This is a genomic window from Actinoplanes sp. NPDC051537 (assembly GCF_055586105.1).
Genome location: NZ_JBVJIU010000010.1, coordinates 275,580 through 294,168 on the forward strand (window position 1 = coordinate 275,580; position 18,589 = coordinate 294,168).

The following is an 18,589-nucleotide window of genomic DNA, read 5'->3' on the forward strand; positions in this document are numbered from 1 at the left end:
CATATCCCGACGGTGCCCGCGGGATCACCTATTGTGATCATTCATCGACGTGTCTGATGGTGTTCACGTGCTGATGAACCCGCTGTTCCAGCGGCTGCTGCGGCTCGGGCTGCCGGCCGACGACTGCGCGGTCTTCGGGAGCGGGCCGCTGGTCGCCCACGGCATCAAGGACAGCGCCGGCGACCTCGACATCCTGGCCCGGGGCCCGGCGTGGGCGAGGGCGCTCGAACTCGGGACGCCGGTGGTCCCGTCCTCCGGATATGGCGAGATGATCGAGTTGGAGGGCGGCCGCATCCAGATCTTCAACGCCTGGACGTCCCCTTCTTGGGACACGGACGCCCTGATCGACGGCGCCGACGTCGTCGACGGAATTCGCTTCGTGACGCTTACCGAGGTCCTGCGATGGAAGGAATCCGCCGGGCGCCTGAAGGACGTTTCCGACATAGAACTCCTGCGGCAGGCCCTTTCGTAGCGGGCGACTTGTGGATCTGTCAGGCTGGTCGCAGTCATGACTCGGCGAAAGAGGCGCCCATGTCTGCTCACGACTCTGCTCATGACGAGGACCTGCTGGCCGCCGTCGAGGCGTTCGACGTCGAGGCCGTGAAAGCCGCCCTCGAGGCCGGCGCCGACGTCGACGCGCGAGGCTCCGGCGGCCGGACCGCCCTGATGTCGGCATCGATGCGCAGCTTCATCCAGATCATGCAAGTGCTGCTGGCAGCGGGCGCCTCCGTCGACCTGAAAGGCGCCCTGGGCGAGACCGCCCTGATCCTCGCCGCGAGCGGCCGGGGCGGCGAGTCCATCCAGCTGCTGCTCGACAACGGCGCCGACCCCAACCTCGGCGACCGCACGAACAAGCGGCCGCTGATGTGGATGGTCGACACCCAGTTCCACCGCGGCCTGGACACCTCGGCAAACGTTGCCCCACTGGTCCAGGCCGGGGCGCACATCGACGACCGCGACGACCAGGACCGCACGGCGCTCATGTGGGCCGTGACCGGGCTCGGCACGTCCTTCGACGTGCGCCCGGCGGTCATCGCCGCAGTCGTGCAGAACGGCGCCGACGTGGGCGCCACCGACATCAACGGCGAGACCGCCATGTTCCACCTGGTCCGCTACATCGACGACGCCCTGGCCCTGGACCAGGGCGCCGACTGCATCCGGGTCCTGCTCGACGCCGGGGCGAACCCGAACGCCGAGAACAACGAGAACAAGACGCCGCTCGCCGTCGTCGACCCCCGCAACAAGCTGGTGCTCGACCTGCTGCGGGGACTGGGCTTCACCGACTAGCGGAGCATTGACGAGCGCGCCGGCCGAGCGGAGGGCAGCTGCCCGTGTCGGGCCGGCCCGTTCGAAGGGGTCGGCCCACGTCGCGACGTTTCGAGCGCCAACTGCCGAGTCTGGGCAGTCAAACTTGCCGCTCTGATTGGCCGAGCCTGAGGGTCGGCGGCGACACAAACCGGCGATCGCGCTCGGGACTCTAGACGGCTAGCCCGGCATTTCGTGCTCGATCGCAGCCGAGCCACCGTCGATTATGCTCCCAAACGACCGCGATTCCTTCCGCGTTCAGCCACGAGACACGCGGTTCGGTCACTGCATCGCTGAAGACGGCGACTAGTCCGGGACTACTTGCCGTATAAAGAAAGTGGCGATATTCCTTGAGCTGACTGTGCGCCTCGCGGGTGGCACGAGCGACGTTGTTGCCGTATACCACTTTGTATTCGCCGAGCCACTCGGGCGCACCAGGAATGATGAAGTCACGAGGATGCACGTTTGTCGCTGGCCGAAAGCCTCGGCTTTGGAGCCATAAGCCGTACCGCTTTAGTCCTCCCTCGTGGCGAGGTGAACGCTCGATCGATTGCTTGGACAGTTTGACGATCGAGTTTCTATCGATGCCCGGGTCGAACACCAAGTCGCGCGCCACGCCGTCTTCGAAGGCGACACTGCTCGTTGAGATCACACCAGGACTCAAGGCGGCGATGCGCCGTTTTACCTGGGTCGCTACTTGAAGCGCGACACACATGGCGCGAACGTCAGCGTTGAGGACTGAGTCGTTTGGCAGACCGTTGACTGGATAAGTCTGCGCCAGGATGGTGGCGGCTTCGTAACGCCTTTGCCGCGTACCGTTGCTACGCAGATCAATGGCGCTGTCCCACGCGTCAACGATGTTCTCGGGAAGAGCCTCACGGATCGCCACTACCTCGGCGCGCAAGGAATTCAGGAGCCTCGACTCCTTCGATCCCGTCGTGCTCGTCGCTGAACCTTGATCGGCGAGGCTTCGCGCCCGCTTCTCGGTGCCCATGTTCAGGCTGAGGGTCCAGTTCTGTCCAGTGGCGTCCAGGAGCCAAACGACGTACAGGCCGTCCATCGGGGTCGTGGACTCGTCCGGGTCGAAGAAGCCGATCCAGGGGGTGAGAGTCGCCCCAAGATTCGTTTGGCCGCCGCTGGACTTGATGACGAAGTCCGCCGGACCGTAGTCGCGGAGTTCTTCCGGGGCTCGTTTAAGTAGACGTTGCTGGATAGTTTCGAAGCCGTCGTGGTAGTCGTAGCCCTCCGCGACTGCGACGAGAAATTCGCTTAATCGCATCATTCACCGACCTCAGTGCGCCTATTGGTGCCGGTCACCATAGCCAGAGGTTGGCTTGCTCCGAGCCTATGCCGCAGACTCCTCGAACAGATCAGATCAATGACCTCGACCGCTGTGTCACCGTCTTGGTCTTGTCGGCTTGACCGTGGGCAGCGTGGGCAAGCCCGGCTGCTGTGGATCAGGCTGCTGCGCGCTCTTTCCGTTGCTCTTCTCGATCACTACCACGCCGCCCTTGATGGTGCGGCCGCTTGGGTTTGTGCCTGCTGCGGTGCCGGCGGGGCAAGAAGAGTCGACGTCGTTGCCGACCGAGACGTCGAAGCCGGCGGACTCCAGGCGGCCCCGGGCGCTGTCGATGGAGTCGCAAGTTACGTCGGGGATGGAGCGCTGGTCGCCGTACGCGATTTTCTCGTTGCCGGGGGTCTTGAACTGGACCTTGGGTTTGCCGTCCATGAAGTCGCCCAGGGTGTTCCAGACCGCGGGGTTCACGATCTGGTGCGACATGCGGTCGGAGTGGTCCTGATAGTCGGGGTTGACCAGGTAGCCGGCCACCACCAGCGACGTCGTGCCGGCGATCAGGGCCGCGGTCTTGTCGTGGTCGGTGGTGCCGGTCTTGCCGAAGACCGGGTGGCCGACCTGGCCGTGGGTCTGGCCGGCCGTCGTGCCGTGACACTGGCCGAGCTGGGACGAGTCGCCGACCGGGCAGCGGGCCGCGTCGAGCGCGGCTCGGGCCACGTCCTTGCTGGTGGCGCGAATGCAGTGGGACTTGCCGACGTCGAGCTTCTCGCCGGCCTGCGAGGTGATCTGCTCGATCGGGGTGGGCTCGCAGTACATGCCGTCGCCGGCCAGCGTCGCGTACGCGTTCGCCATGTCGAGCGGGGTGGAGGCGGAGACACCGAGCGTGAACGCGCCCCACTGCTCGGCCGAGCCGGGTGCGGCCAGGTCGGCGTCCTCCTTGACCCGGAACTGCACGCCGAACCGCTTGGCCACGGCCACCACGTTCTCGGCGCCGACGCGTTCCTCGAGCGGTACGAAGTACGTGTTCACCGAGTTACCGAAGCCGGTCCACATGTTGTAGACGCCGGCCTCGCCCTCGCCGGCGTTGCCGGGACACCAGAAGTGCGTGCCCTTGCAGGCCGACGGGCTGCTCGAATCGATGATGTACCCCGACTTGTACTGCTTCGGGGCGTTGATCGTGTAGCCGAGCGGATAGCCCTTCTCCAGGGCCGCGACCATGGTGAACATCTTGAACACCGAGCCGGCCTGGTAGCCGGTGATGTCGCCGCCGCCGCTGAGCAGCGGGTTCGTCGTGTTCGGGTACGTGCCGCGGGCGCCCTTGGCCGCCTTCCGCGGGTCGGACGACATCTTGTTCTGCGGGTGCGCCGGGTCGTCGAGCTTGTACTTGCGGTTGGCGGCGAGCACGCGGACCTTGCCGTCACCGGGCTCGACCGCCGCGAGCAGCAGCGCGTTCTTGTTCGAGTCCTTGATCTCGGCGGAGATGTTGTCCCGGGCCGCGGTCTGCGCCTTGATGTCCAGCGTCGTGGTGATCCGGTAACCACCGCTCTTCAGGCGACGCTCCCGGTCGTACGCGGTCTCGCCGAACTCCTCCCGGCCCATCCACCAGCGGTAGAAGTAGTCGCAGAAGAAGCCCCACGCGTTCTTGGCGACCGAGACGCAGCCGTTGCCCACCGGCCGCACCGAGCGGGGCAGGGCCTCCTTGACCGCCTTGTCGGCCTCGGCCTGGGTGATGGCGCCCATCTGCACCATGCCGGGGATGACGTAGTTGTTGCGGCGCTGGAGGATCTGGTCGTACCCCTCCTTGGTGGTGGGGTTGAAGCTGGTCGGGGCCTTGACCATGCCGGCCAGCATCCCGGCCTGCGCGATCGTCAGGTCCTTGGGCTTCTTGTTGAAGTAGACCTGGGAGGCGGCGAAGACCCCGTACGCCTGGTTGCCGAAGGGAGCAATATTCAGGTAGCGCTCGAGGATCTGGTCCTTGCTCAGTTCCTTCTCGACCTGGACGGCGTACTTCATCTCGGTGATCTTGCGCTTCGGCGTGTCCTTGGTCGCGTCCACGACCTCCTGCGGGTTGGTCGCCGAGTAGGCCAGCGACATGCGCACCCACTGCATGGTCAGCGTCGAGGCGCCCTGCTGCGACTTGCCGCTGTTGTTGTTGACGAACGCGCGGGCCACGCCCTTCAGGTCGACGCCGTTGTGGTGGTAGAAGTTCCGGTCTTCGGCGGCGACGATCGCGTCCCGCATGTAGGGCGAGATCTCCTTCAGCGGGACGTCGCTGCGGAACTCGTCGTAGAACTGCGAGATCTGCGTCTTGTTGTCGGACGCGTAGATCCGGGTGATCTGCGGGGAACTGAAGTCTTTGAGCTCACTGGGCAGGCTCGCGAACGTCTGGCCGCCGGCCTTGGCGGCCAGCCCCGACATCGCGGCGGCCGGGAACGCGGCCGCGGCGACGACGACGCCGGCGAGTAGACCGCAGACCAGCAACGAGGTCGCGTTGGCGAAGATGTTGTGATCGCGTCTGCGCATCCAGGAGGTCACCTGGGCAGGGTACGCGAAGGGAATGAGTGACCGCGCGTCGAGAAGGTTACGGTTCGCCCAGATTGATTGTGCCCCGGCGGCGGCTCGAGCGCTGCCCCGTTCCCCAAACCGTTCCCGAAACCGTCCCTCAAACCGTTCCCCAACCCCGTGCCCGGTACTTCCGAGCTGTACGTATTTGAGGGACAACGTTGCGTAATCGCCCAACTACAGAGCATGATGGTCCGGCGAGTTATCGCACGACGTCTGCACCGCTTGGGGGACATAAGCGCGCGGACGTCAGGGGGTGAACGCAAGGGGGGACGTGTACAGATGGGGATGATCAGCGATTGGCCCAGCATGGCGGCGTGTCAGAGTGGCGACCCTGACGCACTGTTCGTGCAGGGCGCCGAGCAGAACGTGGCGAAGAGAATTTGCCGCAGCTGCCCGGTTCGCTACGAATGCCTCGCCGATGCCCTGGACAACAGGATCGAGTTCGGCGTCTGGGGCGGCATGACCGAACGGGAGAGGCGGGCGCTGCTGCGCCGCCACCCGCACGTCGCGAGCTGGCGAAAGATGTTCGAGGCCGCGATGAAGGAGAAGAGCGCCGACAAGGTGCTCGTGCCCACCCGCTGAATCAATCAACTCGGAGCGAGCTGAATCAGCTCGAAGCGAGCAGGGCACCGATCGTCCGCAGCCCGTCGACGTCATGAACGTCGGCGGGCTGCGCCGTGACCGTGGCGGCCGGCACCGACGGGAACGCGTCGGTGAGCGTGGCCGCCACCCGCACCTCGCGCTCGATCTGCCGCATCAGCGTGGCGTGGATCCGCAGGGCGTCGGCGGTCATCTGCTGCTCGGGCGGCAGGGCCTCGGCCGCGGCCGCACTGCTCGCCACGTCCAGCACGACGTCGGACCGGTGCATCCGGTTGAGCACCAGCCCGGCCAGCGGCATGCGCTCGGCGACCAGCCGCTCGGCGAAGTAGGCGGCCTCCCGCACGGCGTCCCGCTCCGGGGCGGCGACCAGCAGGAACGCGGTCTGCGGGTCCTGCAGGATGCGGTACGTCTCGTCGGCACGCTGGCGGAACCCGCCGAACATCGAGTCGAGCGCGGCGACGAACCCCGACAGGTCGGTCAGCAGCTGAGCTCCGAGGACCTTTTGCACCGTACGGGAAAATAGCCCGAACGATGCCGTGACCAGTGAGAACATGCTCTTCCCGGACCGCGCGGGAGCCAGCAGGAGCCGGAGCATCCGGCCGTCGAGGAAGCGCGACAGCCGGGCCGGCGCGTCCAGGAAGTCGAGGGCCGAGCGCGACGGCGGCGTGTCGACCACGATGAGATCCCACTCGTCGGTGGACCGCAGCTGACCCAGCTTCTCCATCGCCATGTACTCCTGGGTGCCGGCGAAGGTCGAGCTCATGGCCTGATAGAAGGGGTTCGCGAAGATCTCGGTGGCCCGCTGCGGCGTGGTGTGCTGCTGCACCACCTCGTCGAACGTGCGCTTCATGTCGAGCATCATGGCGTGCAGCTCGCCGCCGTTCTCGCCGTCGATGCCCTTGACCTGGCGCGGGGTGTTGTCGAGCTCGCTGAGACCCATCGACTGGGCCAGCCGGCGGGCGGGGTCGATGGTCAGCACCACGGTGCGCCGGCCGTGCACCTCGGCGGCCCGCAGGCCCAGCGCGGCGGCGGTGGTCGTCTTGCCCACCCCGCCGGCGCCGCAGCACACGACGATCCGGGTGGCCGGATCGGCGAGAAGACGGTCGACGTCGAGAGGTTCAGCCACCACTACTCCAGAGTAATCACGGTCAGGCACGCATCAGTTCGCGTGCGAGCTCGTCCAGGCCGGCGCGGTCGGCGCCGCCGGGCAGCAGCGGGAGCTCGATCGTCGGGCGGCCGGCCTCGACCAGGTCGGCCCGCAGCGACTCCTCCAGCTCGCGCCGGGTCAGATAGGCCCTCGCCTCGGCGGCCAGCCCGTTCACCGTAGCCGCGTCGGTCGGCAGGCCGGCCTCGCCGAGGCCGCGCTTGAGCTCGGCCTTGGTCACCTTGCCGCCGGTCAGCAGCGCCGGGCGGGCGCCGTTCACGATGATCCGGCCGAGCGAGATGTTCAGGGCCTTGAGCTCGGCGATCGCGTCCAGCGTCTCCTGGACCGGCATCTCCTCGAGCAGGGTCACCACGTGCACCGCGGTGATCGGCGAGCGCAGCAGCGACGCGACGCCCTCGCTCTGCGTCTTGATCGGGCCGACCTTGGTGAGCTTCGCGGTCTCGGCCGTCACGTTGAGGAACCGGCCGATCCGGCCGGTGGGCGGCGCGTCGAGCACGACGGCGTCGTAGACCCGGCGACCGTCGTGCGACCGGGTGGTCGCCTCCTTCACCTTGCCGGTGAGAAGTACGTCACGCAGGCCCGGCGCGATGGTCGTGGCGAAGTCGATGGCGCCCACCTTGCGCAGGGCCCGGCCGGCCGCGCCCAGGTGGTAGAACATGTCGAGGTATTCCAGGAGGGCCTCCTCCGGGTCGACCGCGAGCGCCCGCACCTCGCCGCCGGCGGTCTGCGCGATCCGCAACTCCTTGTACGGCAGCGGCTCGACCTCGAAGAGCTGCGCGATGCCCTGCCGGCCCTCGACCTCGACCAGCAGCGTGCGCTTGCCCTCGGCGGCCAGACCCAGCGCGAGCGCGGCGGCCACCGTGGTCTTGCCGGTGCCGCCCTTGCCGGTCACGACGTGCAGCCGCGCCGGCCATCTGCTGTTGACGTGCTCGCCCATGACTCCACGGTACGGCGGGCGATCAGCCGGCCACCTCGCAGACCAGCCAGCCGGTCTTGCGGATCACGGTGAACTCGAGGTCCTGCTTCGCCGTCTTCTCGTCCCCGGTGGAGAGCGTGACCTGCACGGAGACCTCGGCGCGGTCCTCGCCCGAGCTGGACACGGCCGGCTCGTCCCAGCGGTAGACCGGGTCCTGATAGCCGTCCGAGTACGTCTTGATCTCATTGACCCGGTCGGTGAGCTTTGTCTGGTCACGCGCCTCGCGGCAGACCAGATCGTCGGCGGCGGTCGCGTCCTGCTGGGTGTAGACGGCGGTGAGGAAGCGGTTGACCGCGGTCGCCGGGTCGGGCGAGCCCGGATTGTCGGCATCACGCAGCAGGAAGTAGGCCGAGACGGCGCCACCCGCGCACAGCATCAGCGTCGCGGCCAGGGCGAGCGAGACCCAGAGGGCGCCGCGCTTCTTGACCGGGGCGGCGGCCGGCGGCACCTGCCACGGCTGCTGGGGACCGGTCCAAATGGGCTCCGGCTGGATCTCGGCCGGCGGGGAGTGCTGCCAGGCCAGGTGCTCCGGGGGCTGGGTCTGCCACTCGCCCGGGGCCTCGTGCTGGGCGTGCCACGGCCCGCTCGGCACGGCGGCCGGGATGACCTGGGTGTGCTCGGCCGGAATCGCGGGCATGGTCGCGGTGGGCGCCTCGTCGGAGAACGCGCCCGGCGGCGGGAACTCGGTCGCCGCCAGGTCCGGCATGGCGTCGATGAAGTCGTACGCGTAATGCGGCGGCTCCGGCGCCGGGATCGGCTCCGGCGGGATCGGCTGCGGCGGCTCCGGGTCGGGCGACGGCACCGGCGCGGGCTCCGGATGACCCGGCCAGCCCCCCTGCGGGTGCGTCATCGCGCCCTCCATGATCTATCCGACGAGGCCTGGGCTCAGCCTAGCCAAACCGGGACGGGCGTGGGCCCTAAGCTGACCCGGTACCCGACGATTAGGGAGTATGCAGGCGATGCAGAAGTGGGAGTACGTGACCGTGCCCCTGCTGGTCCACGCGACCAAGCAGATCCTCGACAACTGGGGCGAGGACGGCTGGGAGCTGGTCCAGGTCGTGCCGGGTCCGAACCCGGAGCAGTTGATCGCATACATGAAGCGGCCGAAGTCGTGACGACGCCGATCGCCGGCGAGGGCGGCGTCGACGCCTACGCCAAGCTGGCCGAGCTCGGCATCACGCTGCCGCAGGTGGTGCCCCCGCTGGCCGCCTATCTTCCGGCCGTGCAGACCGGCAATCACGTGTACGTCTCGGGGCAGCTCCCGCTCGTCGACGGCAAGCTGCCGGCGACCGGCAAGGTCGGCGCCGAGGTCACCCCGGAGCAGGCCGCCGACCTGGCCCGCACCTGCGCCGTGAACGTGCTGGCGGCGGTCGAGGCGCTGGTCGGCCTCGGCCGGGTCGTCAAGATCGTCAAGCTGACCGGCTTCGTGGCGTCGGCGCCGGGCTTCACCGGGCAGCCGGCGGTCGTGAACGGCGCCTCGAACCTCTTCGGCGACGTCTTCGGCGAGCAGGGCCGGCACGCCCGCAGCGCGGTCGGCGTGGCCGAGCTTCCGCTGGGCGCCCCGGTCGAGGTCGAGGCGATTGTCGAGGTCGCCTGAAAGGGTCGCTGAGCGTGACCTGAGCGGCCGCTGAGATCGCACATCCGGTCCTCGGCTCAACCCCCGTGCGCGACGTACGATTTCGCGCATGGGGGGAGTAGTGCTCGACGGCTTGCCGGGCTGGGTGACGCTGCTCCGCGCGCCCAACCCGGGGCCGATGACGCTCGATGGCACCAACACCTGGGTCCTGCGGGCGCCGGGCGAGGAGCTCGGTTTCGTGATCGATCCGGGCCCGCTCGACGAGGGACATCTCCGCGCGATCGCCGACCGGGCGCCGTTCCGTGCCATCCTGATTACGCACGGTCACCACGACCACGTCGAGGGTGCGGCCCGGCTGTCCGGGGTCCTCGGCGGCACGCCGGTGCTGGCCGCCGATCCCGAGCACGGCGGGCCGTTCGGCGGCGAGATCAAGAGCGACGGCCTGACCGTCCACGTATTGGACACTCCCGGACATACTTCCGATTCGGTGTGTTTTCTCGTCGAACACGGGAATGACCGGGCAATGTTCACCGGCGACACGATCCTCGGCCGCGGCAGCACGGTCGTCGCGGCGCCCGACGGCGACCTCGGGGCCTACCTGGCGAGCCTCGAGCTCCTGAAGAGCCACCCCGGCGTGGCGATGCTCCCCGGCCACGGCCCGGCCCAGCCCGACGTGGCCGCGATGGCGCAGTTCTATCTGGAGCACCGGCGCGAGCGCCTGGCCCAGGTCGAGGCCGCGCTCGGTGAGGGCGCCGACACCCCGGAAAAGGTCGTCGACCGGGTATATCCGGACATTGACCAAGCCGTACGGTTCGCGGCGATCTTCTCGGCCAAGGCGCAGCTGGATTATCTCCGTCACAAAAATCGGGAACAAGGAACAAGGGCCGACGGGTTGGATCGGCTGTGACCTGTCCGGTGTGTGGAACCGTCGCCATCCCCGGCGCCCGCTTCTGCCACAACTGCGGGGCCGCCCTCCCGGCCGCGGCCACGCTGCCCGCCGCCGAGCGGCGCATCGTGACCGTGCTCTTCGGTGACCTGTCCGATTTCACCTCCTGGTCGGAAGACCTCGACCCCGAGCGGGTCGGCGCGGTCACCGACCGGGTGCTGGCCGCGCTGGCCGGCGCCGTGAAGACGTTCGGCGGCCACGTCGACAAGCTGACCGGCGACGGAATCATGGCGGTCTTCGGCGCCCCGGTGGCCCATGAGGACGATGCCGAGCGTGCCGTGCGTGCCGCGTTGAGCATGCAGCGCGCGGTCCGCCGCGTGCTGGACGACGAGCGGGGCGGGGGCGCCCCGCTCGGTTTGCGTATCGGCGTCAACACCGGCGACGTGGTGGCCGGCATCCAGGCCGGCATCGAGTACACGGTCATCGGCGACACGGTCAACACCGCGGCCCGGTTCGCCGACGCGGCCGCGGTCGGCGCCGTCTACGCGGGCTCGCGCACCAGCGCCGGCACCCGGCACGTCGCCTCCTGGCGGCAGCTGCGCCCGCTGCGGCTCAAGGGCAAGCGCGAGCCGGTTCCCGCGTTCGAGCTGCTCGGCCTGCACGACGCGCCCGGCACCCGATCCGGCCTCGGCGACGAGGCGCCGTTCGTGGGCCGCGAGACCGAGCTGGGCCGGGTCTCCGGCCGGCTGGCCGAGGCGATCGACTCGGACACGTCCCGGGTCATGGTGATGACGGCCGAGGCCGGCATTGGCAAGTCGCGCTTCGCCGGCGAGGTGAAGCGGCTGGCGGCCGGCTACGACGTCGGCGCCGGCGGCCGGTACGCGGCACACACCGGCGCCCGGGTGCTGCGGGTGCGCTGCCGCGCGTTCGGCGAGCGCCGCCGCTACGCACCGCTGGCCGACCTGGTTCGCAAGTCGGTCGGCCTGCCCAAGGACGTGGTGTCCACGGTCGGCCGCACGGTGGTCGAGGAGCGGTTACGCAAGCTCGCAAACCGGCTCAATCGAGACGAGTCTTCAGTCCGGTCAGGGGCGGCGGCGGGGCGGTCGGATGGGGGGGAGGCTGTCAAGATCGACCTCGACCGGCTGCTGGCGCTGCTCGGCTACGGCGAGGCCCCGGCCAACCCGGTCGGCCCGGCCGCCGCCGCCGACTGGCAGCCGACGACCACCCGGCAGGACGCCGAGGCGGTCTCGACGGCCGTGGCCGACCTGCTCTCCGCGCTCGCCGCCGAGGCGCCGCTGGTGGTCATCGTCGACGACCTGCACGATGCGACCGCGTCGACCGTGGACGCTCTGGGCCGTACGCTCTCGATGCTCGAAGGTCCGGTCGTGGTTCTGCTGCTCGGCCGTCCCGAGCTGGTCCGCACGGCGGGCGCGCTGACCCGGCTGGCCGACGCCGAGGTGTACACGCTGCCCCCGCTGCGCGGCGCCGACGCGGCCCGGCTGCTCACCTCCTATCTGAACGGCGGCAAGCTGCCGCAGCCGGACACCGACCGGCTGCTGGCCACCGCCCAGGGCAACCCGTTCTACCTGGCCGAGATGGTCACGCTGCTGATGGAGCGGGGCGCGCTGACCCCGGCGATCGGGGCGAACGCGGCCGGCAAGTGGCAGCTCGCGGCCGGGTCGCTGGGCAGCCAGCTGCTCTCCCGCGACCTGGCGGCGGTGCTCGCGGCGCGTATCGACGCGCTGCCGGCCGAGCCGCGCGCGGTCCTGCGGGACGCGGCGGTGGTCGGCGACACCGTGCCGACCGGCGTGATCGAGGCGCTGCGCGAGCGGCGGGCGACCAGCGACACGCGGCCGGGCGCGGTGGCCGCGGTCGAGCTCGAGCGCTCGATCGACGAGCTGCTCCAGCGCCGCATGCTGCACCGGGTGCGCGGCGGCTACGCGTTCACCACCCCGCTGATGCGCGAGGCGGCCTACTCCGGCATCGGCAAGGCCGACCTCGCCGACCGGCACGCATACCTGGCCAACTGGGCGGCCCCCGAGACGATCGACCGGATCGGCTACGACGGCGCCTCGCGGCTGAGCCTCACCGAGAACGAGCGGGACGCGTTCGTGGCGACCCACGCCGAGTGCACGGTGGAGCTGGCCGACCAGGTGCGGCTGCGGCCGGAGGCGTCGGTGCGGGACGTCGCGCCGCTCGGCGTGGCGGCGCTGGGCCGGATGGCCCGGCGGGCGCTGGCGAACATCGAGCCGGCCGCCTCCATCGAGTACGCGGAACGGGCCACGTCCCTGTCGCACGACGCGCTGCCGCTGCCCGACCAGCTCGTGCACGCCCGCGCGCTGCTGCGCCTGGGCCGGGCCGAGGAGGCGCTCGCGTACGGCGAGAAGATCTCCAAGGGCTCGGCCGACGAGCCGGTGTGCCGGGCCGAGGCGCTGCTCGTGGTGGGCCGGGCGCACGAGGCGCTGGGCGACGCCGGCCGGGCGGTCGCGGCCTGGCAAGAGGCGCTCGACGTGGCGACCGAGGCCGAGCTGCTGCCGGAGCGGGCGAACGCGATGCGCCGGCTCGGCATGGCCGACTTCCTGGCCGGCCGGCTGAGCCAGGCGAGCAGCCGGTTCGCGGCGGCCTACCAGGTCACGCTCGCGGCCGGCGATCGGCACGGCCAGGCCTGGGCTCTGCAAAACCTGGCCTGGGTGACCACGACGCGGGGCGATTTCGCCGGTACGGACGCGGTGCTCGGCCGGGCGGCGCGGCTGTTCGCCGAGCTGGGCGATCCGGTGGGCCGTTCCTGGCTGCGCGGCACCACCGCGTTCGCCCGCCTGCTGGCCGGGCGCCTGCAGGAGTCGCGCCGGCTGGCCCGGGTGTTCCTGCCGTTCGGCGACCGGGTGGGCGAGGCCTGGGCGGTCGGCACGCTGCGAGCCGTCGAGGCGTACGCGGCGAGCGAGCTCGGCGAGCTGGGCGAGGCGGACGGCGAGGCGCGCCGGGCCTTCCGGGACTTCAACGCGGTCGGCGACGACTGGGGGCGAGGGCTGGCCCTGGTCGTACGCGGCGCGATCGCTCGCGGCCTCGGCGAGTTCGACCATGCTTTCGACCTGCTGACCGACGCCCTCGGGTACGCCGACCGCACCGGCCACCCGCTGCTGCTGGGCATGGCCGGCACCATGCGCGGTTTCGTCGACCTGCACCGCGGCGACCTGACCCGGGCCGAGGCCGACGCCCGCCGGGTGATGATCGCGGTCGAGCCGCACAATCCGCTGGCGCCGGCCCAGGTCGGGCCCCGGGTGCTGCTGGCCGAGGCGCGGCTGCGGGCGGGCGACGCGGCCACGGCGATCGGGCTGCTGGCGCCGATCGCGAGCGACACCGGGTCGCCCTCGCTGCTGTTCTCGCGGCGGCACGCCCTGGCGTCGTACGCGTCCGCGCTGCTCGCCGACGGCCGGGTCGACTCGGCGATGACCTGGATCGAGCGCGCCCGGGCCGCCACCAGCGAGGATGTTCGCAGCGGCGTGCTGGCCGCGATGACGTACGCCCGGGTGCTCGCCGCCGCCGACCGCTGCGAGGAGTCGCGGCAGGCGGCCGAGGAAGCGGTCCTGCTCGCATACTCGACCGAGCAGGCCAGTGAGCGCGTCGCGGCCGAGGAGTTGCGCGCGGCCCTGGCCGCCGAGCCGGTCGAGTCGTCCCCGCCGGAAACTGTCGCGTACGCGTCCGACGTGCCGGGATGACGTTCGCCGCACCTGGCGTAAGTTCTGTGGCATGACGGAGACCCCGCCGGGATCGCTACCCGTGCCGTACGTGCCGGGCATGTCCGGTTTGTCGGTCATGGCCCGTGGGGGATACGCCACCGTCTATCGCGCCATGCAGGACTCGGTCGGCCGTGAGGTCGCCATCAAGGTCGAGAACCGTCGCCTCGAGAGCAACCGTGACCAGGCCCGGTTCCTGCGCGAGGCCCGGGCCGCCGGCCGCATGTCGTCACACCCGCACGTGGTCGATCTCTTCGACGTCGGCGTCACGGTCGACCAGCACCCATACCTGATCATGGAACTCTGCGATGGCTCCTATCTGGACCGGATGCGGGTACGGCCGCTCAACGCCGCCGAGACGCGCGACCTCGGCATCAAGATCGCCGATGCGCTCGTGCACTCGCACGCCAACGGCGTGCTGCACCGCGACGTGAAGCCGGCCAACATCCTCTACTCGCAGTTCAACTCGGCCGTGCTCGCCGACTTCGGCCTGGCCGTGCTCGGCGAGATGCGCGACTCGTCGGTGACCCTCGAGGTGCTCACGCCGGCCTACGCGCCGCCCGAGATGTTCCGGCACGACAACCCGTCCGGCGCGGTCGACGTCTACGCGCTCTGCGCCACGCTGTACGCGGTGATGCGCGGCCGGCCGCCGCGGTGGGACGGCGAGCGCAACCCCAGCCTGATCACCCTGATGGACCTGTTCCACCAGCCCATCCCCGACCTGCCCGGGGTGCCGCGCGAGCTGACCCAGCTGCTGCGCTACGGCATGGCCAACGACCCGGCGTCCCGGCCCACCGCGGCCCAGCTGCACGAGCTGCTGACCACATTGGACCTGCGGGCGGGCGGCCCGCCGGTCCCGCCGCCGCGCTGGTCGGCGGGCGACGACACGCCGACCGTACGGGCTCAGATCAAGCCGCCCAAGAAGAAGTGGCTGTTCGGGCTACTCGGGATCCAGGACCGCTAGCAGCTCGCCGGTGTCCACTTCGGCGCCGGGATGCACCGGCAGCGACGCCACCACGCCCGCGCTCGGCGCGTGCACCGGGTGCTCGAGCTTCATCGCCTCCAGGGTGAGCAGCAGCTCGCCGGCCCGCACCCGCTGACCGGGCACCACCAGCACCCGGCGGACCGCACCCGGCAGCGGGGCGATCAGCGAGCCCTCGGCCGCCTCCGGCGCGGGCAGCGGGAAGCGGGAGAGCTCGCGCAGCGCCACCGATCCCTCGGGACTGTCCACGTAGGAGACCTCGCCGACCCGGTGCACGTTGAAGGTCAGCCGGATGCCGTTGACGTCGAGCACCACCCGCTCGTCGCCGGCCGCCACCACCACCGTCTCCGGGTGGTCGTCCACGACCGGCGCCTGACCGAGGCCGGCCAGGTCGAGCTCCTCGGGGTCGACCGCGCGCACCCACCAGCCGGCGAGCTCGCCGTGCCGGTTCATCCGGTAGCCGACCTCGACCGGGCCGGCCGGGCCGTCGTACACGGCGGTCTGCGATCCGGAGGGGACGTTGCGCCAGCCGGAGGGCATCGAGCCGAGCACGGTGGCGGCGGTGCGGCGTCCGGCGGCGCCGGCCAGGGCGGCGGCGAGACACGAGATGCGTACGGCGTCGACCGCCGACAGCAGCGGGGCGAAGACCTCGGGACGGCGGTCGAGAAACCCGGTGTCCAGGTCACCGGCGCGGAACGAGTGGTGCCGCAGGACGCGTACGAGAAGGTCGCGGTTGGTTGCCACGCCGTGCAGTTGCGTGCGGGTCAGCGCCGAGGCGAGCATCCGCGCCGCCTCCTGCCGGGTCGGCGCCCAGGCGATCAGCTTGGCCAGCGTCGGGTCGGGATGCGCGCTGATCACCGAGCCGTTCACCACCCCGGCGTCCAGACGCAGGCCGGGCTGGGGCAGCGGGCGGAACGCGCCGGCCACGTCGGGCACGGCGAAACGGTGCAGCGTGCCGCTGGCGGGCAACCAGGCGTACGCCGGATCCTCCGCGCAGATGCGGACCTCGATCGCGTGCCCGCGGATCGGCGGTGGTCCCGGCATCGGCAGCATGCCGCCCTCGGCCACCAGCAGTTGGAGCCGCACCAGGTCGTAGCCGGAGACGCACTCGGTGACGGCGTGCTCGGCCTGCAGCGTCGGGGTCAGCTCGAGGAACCAGAAGTCGCCCTCGGGGTCGAGCAGGAACTCGACCGCGCCGGCGCCCACGTAGCCGATCGCCCGGACCGCCACGATCGCCGCCCGGCACAGCTCCTCGCGCAGTCCGGGATCCACCGCCGGGGACGGGGTCTCCTCGATGATCTGCTGGTAGCGCCGCTGCACCGAGCACTCGCGCTCGCCGAACGGCACGACCGCGCCGTGCTCGTCGGCCAGGATCGGGATCTCGATGTGGCGCACGTCCTCGACGTACGGCTCGCAGAAGACGTCGGAGCCGACCTCGCGCCGCGTCGAGGCGATCGCCTCGGCCAGCGTCGACGCGTCCCGGACCACCCGCATGCCGGCGCCGCCCGATCCCGCGTCCGGCTTGATCAGCACCGGGTAACCGGACACCTTGGACGGATCGGTGAAGGTCGGCAGCACCGGCACCCGGGCCTCGGCCACCAGCTCCTTCGTCTCCCGCTTGCTGCGCAGCGTGCCGAGCGTCTTGGCCGGCGCGCCGACCCAGATCATGCCGGCGTCGGCGACCGCGGCCGCGAAGTCCGGGTCCTCGGCGAGCAGGCCGCAGCCGGGGTGGATCGCGTTCGCGCCGGTGCGCTGGGCGGCGGTGATGATCAGGTCGCCGCGCAGATAGGCCGCTGAGGCCGTTCCGCCGTCGAGGCGTACGGCATAGTCCGCCTCGGCGACGTGCGGCGCGTCGGAATCGGCGTCGGAGTAGACGGCGACCGTCTCGATGCCGACCAGGCGGCAGGTGGCGAACACCCGGCGGGCGATCTCCCCACGGTCTGCCACCAGAAGACGTCGGATCACAGGTCTACCTTTCCGGTACGGAACACGCCGACGTGCCCGGCGCCCTCGACGACCGCGCTGTGCGTGGCGGAGAGGCAGAGACCGAGGACGGTACGAGTGTCGCGGGGGTCGATGACACCGTCGTCATCACCGCCGGCCGGCTCGTCGGCCGGCCAGCTGAACACGAAGCGGGGGTCGCCGGCGCGGCCGGTGCCCAGGGCCAGATGCGGCACCGTGGACATGGCCAGCGCCTCGATCTCGGGCGGGCCGAACCGCGCGGCCACGAACAGCAGCGCGGTGTCGGTCGCGTTGGCGAGCTGGATGAGGTGGACGGCCTTCTGCGTCTCGGCCGGGGTGTGCGCCGCGCCGGTTCCGGCCAGGACGGCGACCGGGTAGCCGTGCAGCTCGCCCCAGCCGGCCACGAGCGCGGGACCGTAGCCGGGCTTGAACTCGTCGAAGTCGCTGCCGTCGAGGATCCGGGCGAGGATCTCGCGGGGGTCCTCCGTTGTGGTGAGGGACAACAGGTCCTCGGCGTCGTACTTGGGCGGGTTCGGGGGGAACGTCCGGGGGAGCGGGCCGCGCTTGCGCCAGTTCAGCCGGCGGATGCTCTGCCGGGCCAGGCGCAGCCCGTCCCGCTCGTCCTCGGCCAGCTGGTCGGCGGGCCCGGTGACCCCGGCCGGGACGGTGGGCGCGCTGCGGACCTTGGGGCCCTTGGCGCTGCCGTTGACCGGCTGCGGGTGGATGGTGAGCATCTTGGCGTGCCCGCGCACCATGATCGTGTAGTCGGAGAGCTGGGGGAGGTAGGCGTCGTCGCCCCGGGTGGGACCGAAGACGACGCAGACCGTGGGCACCCGCTCGATGGCGAGCCGGCCGAGGTCGCGGGCCAGGCCGCCGGCCGGTGGCGGTCCGCCCGCGGTGGCCTCGCCGGCCGATTCCACGAGGTTGACCAGCGGCAGGCGGTTGGCCGCGGCGATCCGGGCGGCACGGCGGATCTTTTCCAGGGGGTACGGGTCGAGCGGGTTGCGTTCCACGGTCGGATCGGTCGCGATGACCACGCACTCGACGCCCTCGACCACGCCGATGCCGGTGACCACGCCGCAGCCGACCGGGAACTCGGTGCCGCAGGCCGTGACCGGGGACAGCTCGAGGAACGGGCCGTCCTGGTCGAGCAGCATCTCGACGCGTTCCCGGGGCAGCAGCTTGCCCCGGGCGTGGTGCCGGGTCACCGCCTTCTCGCCGCCGCCGGCCCGCGCCTCGTCCAGCGCCGCCTCCAGCCGGGCGAGCCGCTCCAGGACGACGCCGCGGCTCTCCAGGTAGGCAGGGGTGCGCGGGTCGATCGCCGTGTCGAGCACGGTCATGTCGGGACCCCGTTGCGCTGTACGCCCCCAGCCATGTTCAAAGCCGCGCCCTCTCCGTATCGCCGGTGCCTCTCGACCACCTCCGTAACGAGCGGCCAAGCGGGTGCGACACGGATCGGAAAGCGGCGGATTTGTAGCCTTTTCGGGGGTTTTACAGCTATTTCCGGGACGACAGAGGCCGGGCACCGTTAACGGTGCCCGGCC

The 18,589-nt window shown here is 70.7% G+C and carries 15 protein-coding genes; 8 read left to right on the forward strand and 7 right to left on the reverse strand.

The window, feature by feature from the left end; translation table 11 throughout:
* Positions 1-49 precede the first annotated feature (49 nt).
* Together ACZ6TB_RS25640 and ACZ6TB_RS25645 are read left to right on the forward strand one after the other, a co-directional pair.
* Complete coding sequence (locus ACZ6TB_RS25640; protein WP_465557739.1) at positions 50-472, forward strand: hypothetical protein; 423 nt, start codon at positions 50-52, stop codon at positions 470-472.
* Between the two features lie 59 nt (positions 473-531).
* On the forward strand, positions 532-1,287 hold the full coding sequence (locus tag ACZ6TB_RS25645) for an ankyrin repeat domain-containing protein (RefSeq protein WP_465557740.1): 756 nt from the start codon (positions 532-534) through the stop codon (positions 1,285-1,287).
* A gap of 190 nt (positions 1,288-1,477) precedes the next feature.
* On the opposite strand, the gene ACZ6TB_RS25650 is transcribed toward ACZ6TB_RS25645, so the two are convergent.
* Together ACZ6TB_RS25650 and ACZ6TB_RS25655 are read right to left on the reverse strand one after the other, a co-directional pair.
* Entirely contained in the window at positions 1,478-2,587 is a 1,110-nt protein-coding gene (locus ACZ6TB_RS25650; protein ID WP_465557742.1) for an MrcB family domain-containing protein, read from the reverse strand.
* 114 nt (positions 2,588-2,701) lie between these two features.
* Positions 2,702-5,122, reverse strand: coding sequence for a transglycosylase domain-containing protein (locus ACZ6TB_RS25655; protein WP_465557964.1), 2,421 nt, complete (start codon positions 5,120-5,122; stop codon positions 2,702-2,704).
* A gap of 321 nt (positions 5,123-5,443) precedes the next feature.
* Between ACZ6TB_RS25655 and ACZ6TB_RS25660 the strand changes: the two genes are divergently transcribed.
* Complete coding sequence (locus ACZ6TB_RS25660; protein ID WP_465557744.1) at positions 5,444-5,746, forward strand: WhiB family transcriptional regulator; 303 nt, start codon at positions 5,444-5,446, stop codon at positions 5,744-5,746.
* 25 nt (positions 5,747-5,771) lie between these two features.
* Here the strand turns inward: ACZ6TB_RS25660 and bagB are convergent, their stop codons facing one another.
* The 3 genes from bagB to ACZ6TB_RS25675 are packed head-to-tail and all read right to left on the reverse strand — an operon-like array spanning position 5,772 to position 8,755.
* Positions 5,772-6,893, reverse strand: coding sequence for an ATPase BagB (gene bagB / locus ACZ6TB_RS25665; RefSeq protein ID WP_465557746.1), 1,122 nt, complete (start codon positions 6,891-6,893; stop codon positions 5,772-5,774).
* 19 nt (positions 6,894-6,912) lie between these two features.
* On the reverse strand, positions 6,913-7,866 hold the full coding sequence (gene bagA, locus ACZ6TB_RS25670; protein ID WP_465557748.1) for an ATPase BagA: 954 nt from the start codon (positions 7,864-7,866) through the stop codon (positions 6,913-6,915).
* A gap of 22 nt (positions 7,867-7,888) precedes the next feature.
* The gene (locus tag ACZ6TB_RS25675; protein ID WP_465557750.1) at positions 7,889-8,755 is read right to left on the reverse strand and encodes an Rv0361 family membrane protein; all 867 of its coding nucleotides are present in this window, start codon (positions 8,753-8,755) and stop codon (positions 7,889-7,891) included.
* Positions 8,756-8,864: 109 nt separating this feature from the next.
* On the opposite strand from ACZ6TB_RS25675, the gene ACZ6TB_RS25680 reads away from it, so the two are divergent.
* The 5 genes from ACZ6TB_RS25680 (at position 8,865) to ACZ6TB_RS25700 (ending at position 15,065) form a co-directional block, all read left to right on the forward strand.
* On the forward strand, positions 8,865-9,020 hold the full coding sequence (locus ACZ6TB_RS25680; protein ID WP_157437327.1) for a DUF4177 domain-containing protein: 156 nt from the start codon (positions 8,865-8,867) through the stop codon (positions 9,018-9,020).
* Positions 9,017-9,502, forward strand: a complete 486-nt coding sequence (locus tag ACZ6TB_RS25685; RefSeq protein ID WP_465557753.1) for a RidA family protein — start codon at positions 9,017-9,019, stop codon at positions 9,500-9,502. The genes ACZ6TB_RS25680 and ACZ6TB_RS25685 overlap by 4 nt, the downstream gene beginning before the upstream one ends.
* Positions 9,503-9,590: 88 nt before the next feature.
* The gene (locus ACZ6TB_RS25690; protein ID WP_465557755.1) at positions 9,591-10,388 is read left to right on the forward strand and encodes an MBL fold metallo-hydrolase; all 798 of its coding nucleotides are present in this window, start codon (positions 9,591-9,593) and stop codon (positions 10,386-10,388) included.
* Positions 10,385-14,083, forward strand: a complete 3,699-nt coding sequence (locus ACZ6TB_RS25695) for an adenylate/guanylate cyclase domain-containing protein (protein WP_465557757.1) — start codon at positions 10,385-10,387, stop codon at positions 14,081-14,083. The genes ACZ6TB_RS25690 and ACZ6TB_RS25695 overlap by 4 nt, the downstream gene beginning before the upstream one ends.
* A gap of 31 nt (positions 14,084-14,114) precedes the next feature.
* Entirely contained in the window at positions 14,115-15,065 is a 951-nt protein-coding gene (locus ACZ6TB_RS25700) for a serine/threonine-protein kinase (protein WP_465557759.1), read from the forward strand.
* On the opposite strand, the gene ACZ6TB_RS25705 is transcribed toward ACZ6TB_RS25700, so the two are convergent.
* Both ACZ6TB_RS25705 and ACZ6TB_RS25710 read right to left on the reverse strand, forming a co-directional pair.
* On the reverse strand, positions 15,042-17,048 hold the full coding sequence (locus tag ACZ6TB_RS25705; RefSeq protein WP_465557761.1) for an acetyl/propionyl/methylcrotonyl-CoA carboxylase subunit alpha: 2,007 nt from the start codon (positions 17,046-17,048) through the stop codon (positions 15,042-15,044). The two genes, ACZ6TB_RS25700 and ACZ6TB_RS25705, sit on opposite strands and share 24 nt — an antisense overlap.
* On the reverse strand, positions 17,045-18,385 hold the full coding sequence (locus ACZ6TB_RS25710) for a carboxyl transferase domain-containing protein (RefSeq protein WP_465557763.1): 1,341 nt from the start codon (positions 18,383-18,385) through the stop codon (positions 17,045-17,047). Before ACZ6TB_RS25710 ends, ACZ6TB_RS25705 begins: the two co-directional genes overlap by 4 nt.
* Positions 18,386-18,589: the final 204 nt, after the last annotated feature.